At 67.9% G+C, this 6,109-nt stretch carries 6 protein-coding genes and 1 pseudogene; 2 read left to right on the forward strand and 5 right to left on the reverse strand.

The genetic code is table 11. From position 1 onward, the window contains the following. Positions 1–3: 3 nt before the first annotated feature. On the reverse strand, positions 4–762 hold the full coding sequence (locus ACZ60M_RS11330) for a nuclear transport factor 2 family protein (RefSeq protein WP_465417094.1): 759 nt from the start codon (positions 760–762) through the stop codon (positions 4–6). Positions 763–866: 104 nt separating this feature from the next. On the opposite strand from ACZ60M_RS11330, the gene ACZ60M_RS11335 reads away from it, so the two are divergent. Then, positions 867–1,763 (forward strand): helix-turn-helix domain-containing protein, encoded by an 897-nt coding sequence (locus ACZ60M_RS11335; protein WP_465417096.1) that lies wholly within the window; start codon positions 867–869, stop codon positions 1,761–1,763. On the opposite strand, the gene ACZ60M_RS11340 is transcribed toward ACZ60M_RS11335, so the two are convergent. The 3 genes and pseudogenes from ACZ60M_RS11340 to ACZ60M_RS11350 all read right to left on the reverse strand — a co-directional run bounded on the left by ACZ60M_RS11340 (position 1,750) and on the right by ACZ60M_RS11350 (position 3,586). Continuing rightward, positions 1,750–2,166: a hypothetical protein gene (locus tag ACZ60M_RS11340; RefSeq protein ID WP_465417231.1), complete on the reverse strand. Its 417-nt coding sequence runs from the start codon at positions 2,164–2,166 to the stop codon at positions 1,750–1,752. The two genes, ACZ60M_RS11335 and ACZ60M_RS11340, sit on opposite strands and share 14 nt — an antisense overlap. Positions 2,167–2,269: 103 nt before the next feature. Beyond that, a pseudogene (locus ACZ60M_RS11345) lies at positions 2,270–2,513 on the reverse strand (transposase); the annotation flags it as partial. Between the two features lie 95 nt (positions 2,514–2,608). Then, positions 2,609–3,586: an aldo/keto reductase gene (locus tag ACZ60M_RS11350; RefSeq protein WP_465417098.1), complete on the reverse strand. Its 978-nt coding sequence runs from the start codon at positions 3,584–3,586 to the stop codon at positions 2,609–2,611. A gap of 207 nt (positions 3,587–3,793) precedes the next feature. Between ACZ60M_RS11350 and ACZ60M_RS11355 the strand changes: the two genes are divergently transcribed. After that, a complete protein-coding gene (locus ACZ60M_RS11355) occupies positions 3,794–4,645 on the forward strand; it encodes a helix-turn-helix domain-containing protein (RefSeq protein ID WP_465417100.1) in 852 nt (283 codons plus the stop codon). A 222-nt stretch (positions 4,646–4,867) separates the two neighbouring features. Here ACZ60M_RS11355 and ACZ60M_RS11360 read toward each other — a convergent pair whose 3' ends face one another. Further along, positions 4,868–5,677, reverse strand: a complete 810-nt coding sequence (locus ACZ60M_RS11360; RefSeq protein ID WP_465417102.1) for an AfsR/SARP family transcriptional regulator — start codon at positions 5,675–5,677, stop codon at positions 4,868–4,870. Positions 5,678–6,109 lie beyond the last annotated feature (432 nt).

A 6,109-nucleotide genomic window follows, 5' to 3' on the forward strand; every position in this document is an offset into this window, starting at 1 on the left:
CTTCTAGAAGAGGCCGTTGCCGTGCGGGAGTTCGGCAGGGATCGGGGCGACGATGTCCCAGTGCTCGACGATCTTGCCGTCGGCGACGCGGAAGAGGTCCCAGTAGGCGACCGGTTCGCCGAACTCGCCCTCGGACTGCACGAGCACGAAGTTCCCTTCGGCCAGAACCTTGTGGATCGTCTTGTAGACGAGGTTCTTGCCCTGCTCGCCCCAGGCGGCGGCGGCCGCGCCGAACCCGGCGAGGCCGTCGGCGGCCTCGGGGTTGTGCTGGTCGTACTGCTCGGTCGAGATGTAGTCGGTCAGCACCGAGTAGTCGGCGCCCTTGAGGACCTTCTCGGCGAACTCGGCGACGAGCGCCCGGTTCGCCTCGGTCTTGTCGAGGTCAGTGACGGCGGCGGGGCCGTCGGTCTGGGAACGGCCCGAGGCGGTGTCCTTCACGACCGGGACGAGCGCGTCCCAGTGCTCGGCGAGTTTCCCGTCCTGGACGCGGAACAGGTCGAACGCGACCAGCGGGTCCGGCCCGAAACCGTGGTAGACACCATGCAGTGCAACGAGGTCGCCGTCGGCGATCACGCGCACGCCCTCGTAGCTGAACCCCTCGGGCAGGCTCTGGACGAGGCCGCGGAGGCCTTCGGGGCCGTCGGGTGCGAGCGCCGAGTGCTGCTTGTAGTCGGCGGCGACCCAGCGGTCGACCGCGGACGGGTCCTTGTCGGCGAACAGTTCCTTAGCCGCTCCGAGTACCGTGTCCTTCGCGTTGCCCATGGCGTCCTCCCTTGCTCCTGTGCGTCACCGCTGCGGTGCGCATCTGCCTTGACGCCTCAAAACTAGGGCCGGATCTGGGGCACCGCCCGATACACTCGGGACTCATGGTGGTAAAAAACCGACAGGATTCACCGGGGACGATTCTCGAGGTCGACTTCCGGGCGCCGATCGGCTCCCCGGCGGGCATCGAGATGCTGGATCTGGGCGACCTGCGCCGCCGGAAGATGACGACGCTCGCGCACCTGCAGCGGCCGCACTTCCACCAGCTCATCGCACCCCGCCAAGGGCGTCTCGGCTTCATGGTCGACTTCGTGGACTACGAGGCCGAACCCGGGACCTGGCTGTGGGTGCGCCCCGGCCAGGTCCAGCTGTGGGGCGACCTCGCCGGCGTCGAAGGCAGCCTCATCCTGTTCGAGGACGACTTCCTCGACCCCGATACCGCCAGCGCGGCCCGTGTCGACGAACCTGGTGCGCCGACGCACTACCGTCCCGAACGCACCGACGCGCTGGAGGCCGCCCGGGCGCATCTCGAGCGCGAGTTCCGCTCGCTCGGCGACCTTCCGCTGTCCGTCCACTTGGCGGCAATGCGGCACCTGCTGGCCGTCCTCGCTCTGCGCCTGACCCACTCCGACGCGGCGGAGGCGCCCCCGGTCGAAGTCAGCGAGACGTTCCGCCGGTTCCGCTACGCGGTCGAGCGCGGCTTCACGGAGACCCACCGGGTCGAGGACTACGCCGCGCGACTCGGCTACTCGCCGCGAACCCTGGCACGGGCCGCGATCGCCGCGACCGGTTCGGGCGCCAAGGAGTTCATCGACCAACGCGTGGTCCTCGAAGCGAAGCGACTGCTCGCCCACTCCGACCGCACGGCCGCGCGGATCGCCCGCGACCTCGGTTTCAAGGACCCGACGAACTTCTCGAAATACTTCCAGCTGCGGACCGGCCAGACACCGATCGAGTTCCGCGCGGACGCCCGCCAGCTGCCGGGGGTCACGTCCCGCTGACCTCGGTGCGGCCGATGAGGTCCACGAACGCCTCCCGGGTGCGGTCCATGACCTGGGCGACTTCCGCGGCCGCGGCGGCGACGGCCGAGTCCGCCGGGGCCGCGGCCGGTTCGAGCAGTCGCGCTGCGGCGAAGGCGAGGATCGCATCGGGGTCGGCGTCGCCGAGTGGAGCCGCGTCTGGTTCCGACATGGCGGCGCCGAAGCCGGTGAGCAGCGCGTGCATCGTGTACGACTGGTCCGCAAGCGGCTGGTCACCCGCGAGGAGGCCGTGCCGGCCGAGCACCGGCATGACCGTCTCGCACAGCGCTCCCGGCAGCGTCGCGACGAACAGGTCCTGGGCGCCCGACTGCTGGATGAGTCGGCGCAGCAGGTCGAAGTCGGCGGCGGTGAGGCGGTTGGCCATCGCGCTCTTGCGCCCGGTACGAAGCAGCAGCGGCGCCAGACGCTGCGGCCTTCGCGACCTCGGCGACGGTGAGCTTGCGGATGCCGTGGTCGAGCACCGATGCGATGTGATGCTTTGAGCCGGGCCTGCCTCGATCCACCGGTGAGGGCCCGGCTCCGGCGTCCCCTCTCTTGGTCCGAAGGTGACTGCTGTCGAGGTGGCAGGTGACGCCAGGAGATACCGGTGTAGAGCACGAACAGGATGCCCTGCAAGCATTTCCGATCATCCAAGGGCACGGGTCCGCGCGTTCCCTGCCGGTGCGGTGGAAGGAGCGTCTTGACCCGGAACCACAGTTCGTCGTCGATCATCCACGGTTTCGCCACACTCGGCCCAACGACCGACCTCAGGCACCGGGGCCGCACTACCAGTGCGGCAGGCATTGACCCCGGTACCCACGGGTGGGTCAGTGGTCGATGTTGGCCATGTTGGCCTCCTCGTGGCGCTCGCCGGCAGCGGGCGTGAGGTTGTTCAAGCGTTCGATCTGGTCGGCGGTCAGCTCGACCGTGTCGGCGGCGGTGTTCTCCTCGACGCGGGCGACGCGCTTGGTGCCAGGGATCGGGGCGATGTCCTCGCCCTGGGCGAGGAGCCAGGCGAGGGCGATCTGCGCCGGGGTCGCGTCCGCTTCGGCGGCGACGGCCTGGACCTCGTCGACGATGCGCAGGTTCCGTTGCAGGTTCTCGCCGGTGAAGCGCGGGTTGTTCTTGCGCCAGTCGTCGTCGGACAGGTCGTCGGCAGAGCGGATGTTCCCGGTCAGGAACCCGTGGCCCAGCGGCGAATAGGGCACGAAGCCGATGCCGAGTTCACGCAGGAGCGGCAGGATCTCGGCCTCGGGGTCGCGGGTCCACAGCGAGTACTCGGTCTGGATCGCGGTCAGCGGGTGCACGGCGTGGGCGCGGCGGATCGTCGCGGGTCCGGCCTCGGAGAGGCCGATGTGGCGGACCTTGCCTTCGGCGACGAGCTCGGCGAGCGCGCCGACGGTGTCCTCGATCGGCGTGTTCGGATCGACGCGGTGCTGGTAGTACAGGTCGATGTAGTCGGTGCCGAGCCGCTGCAGCGAGCCCTCGACCGCGGCGCGGACGTTGACCGGGCTGGAGTCGAGGTGGCCGGGTCCGGCGCCGTGGTGGGAGACGAAGCCGAACTTCGTCGCCAGCACGACCTGGTCGCGGCGGCCGTTCAGGGCCTTGCCGACCAGCTCCTCGTTGACATACGGGCCGTAGATCTCGGCGGTGTCGAGGTGGGTGACGCCCAAGTCGAGGGCCCGGTGGATGGTGCGGATCGACTCGGCGTCGTCGAAGTCGGCGGTGTTGTAGAAGGCGGACATGGACATGGCGCCCAGTCCGATGCGGGAGACCCGCAGGTCGCCCAGAGAAGCGTGCTTCACGAGATTGCCCCGTTCGAATCGGTGTTGCGCGGCCGGGTGTCGGCTGCGGTGGTGCCGCCTGGTTCCCACCCGGTCACAGCATGAGCGTGACACGGCTGAGGGGTATCGAAAAGAGCCGGAAAACGTACCGGGACCAGCGGTTCCGGGTATGGATCGTTCCCCCTCTCAGCGCCGGTGCCGGGGCGTTTTCGGAAGTAGGGTGAGGTCATGGGCAAGGATGTGCGACTGAACGAGCTGGGGAGCTTTCTCAAGGCGCGGCGCTCCGAACTGGGCCCGCGCGAGGTCGGCCTGCCCGAGACCGGTCGACGCCGCGTCGCGGGCTTGCGCCGCGAAGAGGTCGCGCAGTTGGCCTCGATCAGCACCGAGTACTACACCCGCATCGAGCAGGGGCGCATCCACGCGTCCGGGCCGGTCCTGCTCGACCTCGCCCGGGTGCTGCGCCTAGGCGACGACCAGAGGGACTACATGCTGGAGTTGGCAGGGAAGGAACGCGCACGCCCGCGCCGCGCCGCAACGCAGCGGGTGCGCCCGCAGCTGCGGCGGCTGCTCGAGAGCACCGACGCCCCCGCGCTCGTCATGGGCCGGCGCATGGACGTGCTGGCCTGGAACGACCTCGCTGCCGCTCTGATGACCGACTTCGGGCAGATTCCGGCGAAAGACCGCAACTACGTGCGGATCGTGTTCACCGACCCGGCGTTTCGGAGCCTGTACGACGACTGGGAGACCGTCGCCAAATCCTGTGTCGCCTACCTCCACATGGAGGTCGCGCAGCGTACCGACGATCCGCGCTTGGCCGCTCTGGTCGGCGAACTGTCCGTGCAGGACCCGCAGTTCCGGCAGTGGTGGGCCGCGCACCACGTCGCGCAGCGCTCCAGCGGCACCAAGCTCTTCCATCACCCGCTCGCAGGGGACCTCACGCTCGATTGGGACCTGTTCACCTGCTCGACCGACCCCGACCAGCAACTCGTCGTCTACTCCGCTGAGCCCGGCACACCCTCGCATGACGGGCTGCGGTTCCTCGCGTCTTGGGTCGGTACCGAACCAACCGGGCGGAGCTGATGCCGGCACACGGTCCAGATTGTGGTGATGTCCTTGTGGCCCAAGATGTCGGCGATGAGTTCGATGCTTTGAAGGCTGCGTTTTGGAGCTGGTCGTGGACGCAGTCGGCGAGCTGGACCGTGTCGTAGCGGGTGCCGAAGACGTAGGTGATCCCGCTGCGGTACCTGCCTGAGCTCATCGGTCTGATCTGGCGCAGCTAGGGACGAACGCCGCGCCATGTCGTCAGCGTTGCGAGGTCAGGCGGAAGTGGGCGTCCCAGACGTCGGTCGGGGGCTTGTCCGCGAGGAGGTCGTCGAACAGGAGCTGGACCCTGTGGGACGGGTTGATGCCGAGGTCGTGCTTGAGGCAGCGGCGCAGGTCGTGGTAGGCCATCAGCGCCTCGCCGCGCCGGTCCGAGATCGTGAGGGCGAGCATGAACAGGCTCCACAGCCGCTCCCGGAGCGGATGCTCGCCGACCAGCGTTCCCAAGTGGGCGATGCTGTCGAGGCGGTCGCCCGCGTGGAGGCGCAGTGCGATCAGATGCTCGGTGACGTCGAGGCGGAGCTCCGTGAGGCGTTGGCGCTCTTGGGAGGCGAGCGGCCCGGTGGCGCCGTGCAGGGCGGTTCCGCCCTGCCATCGGCCGAGGGCGCGCTGCAGCGCTCTGCGGGCGGGCTCGGCCTTCCCGGCCTGCAGCAGGGCCACCCCGGTGCGGCGGTCGGACTCGAAGTCGTCGACGTCGAGAGCGATGGCGTCAGTGTCGATCAGGTAGCCGGGGTGGAGTGACCGCACGATCTGCGGGTCGGTCGATCCGGGTTCGGCGAGGCGGCCGCGAAGACGGCTGATGTAGGTGTGGACGACGCCTGGCGCACTGGCCGGGGGCCTTCGGCCCCACAGGTGATCGATGAGCTGTTCCACCAGTAGAGGATTGCCGCGCCGGAGGGCGAGAGCGGCGAAGCATTCGCGCTCGCGGGCCGGTCCTAGCTGGATCTCGGCGCCGCCGCGGGCAGCGCCGATCTGCCCGAGCAGGTGAACAGTCAGCGAACGTGCCGCCATGTGCTCCCTCTTTCCCGAAAGGTGACATCAGGACGAATGATAGCAACGGCAATGGATCGGTGACGGTCCGAAGTTATCCGAGGCTGCAGTCTGAAATAGAACGATGGTTGCTTCAGATGTATTGCACGCCAAGGGAACTCGGTTGCTATGGATCGAGTGCTTCGGTCTCCTGAATTCTGTTCACAGAATTCGGGTCGATCCCATCGGCATCATTCACGGTATTCGGTCTCATTGGTTTTCAAATTTCACTCCTGTTCGTTTCTGGATGGTCGCTGGACGGGCTCTTGAATGGATCTATATCAGGCATCAACGACCGGACATTTCGGACTTTCGGGGGACGTGGTTCAGGATTTTCGCGGTTAACATGAGTCGTCGAGTGAGTGAATCTCACTTGAACTGCAATGGATTGCGGCGACCACGAGCGAGCGAGGA

The sequence above is a fragment of the Glycomyces sp. NPDC050141 genome (assembly GCF_055586545.1).

Coding starts and splice junctions, on each gene's coding strand:
- ACZ60M_RS11340 (WP_465417231.1), bottom strand. CDS start 2,166: ATGGCCAACCGCCTCACCGCCGCCGACTTCGACCTGCTGCGCCGACTC.
- ACZ60M_RS11335 (WP_465417096.1), top strand. CDS start 867: ATGGTGGTAAAAAACCGACAGGATTCACCGGGGACGATTCTCGAGGTC.
- ACZ60M_RS11330 (WP_465417094.1), bottom strand. CDS start 762: ATGGGCAACGCGAAGGACACGGTACTCGGAGCGGCTAAGGAACTGTTC.
- ACZ60M_RS11360 (WP_465417102.1), bottom strand. CDS start 5,677: ATGGCGGCACGTTCGCTGACTGTTCACCTGCTCGGGCAGATCGGCGCT.
- ACZ60M_RS11355 (WP_465417100.1), top strand. CDS start 3,794: ATGGGCAAGGATGTGCGACTGAACGAGCTGGGGAGCTTTCTCAAGGCG.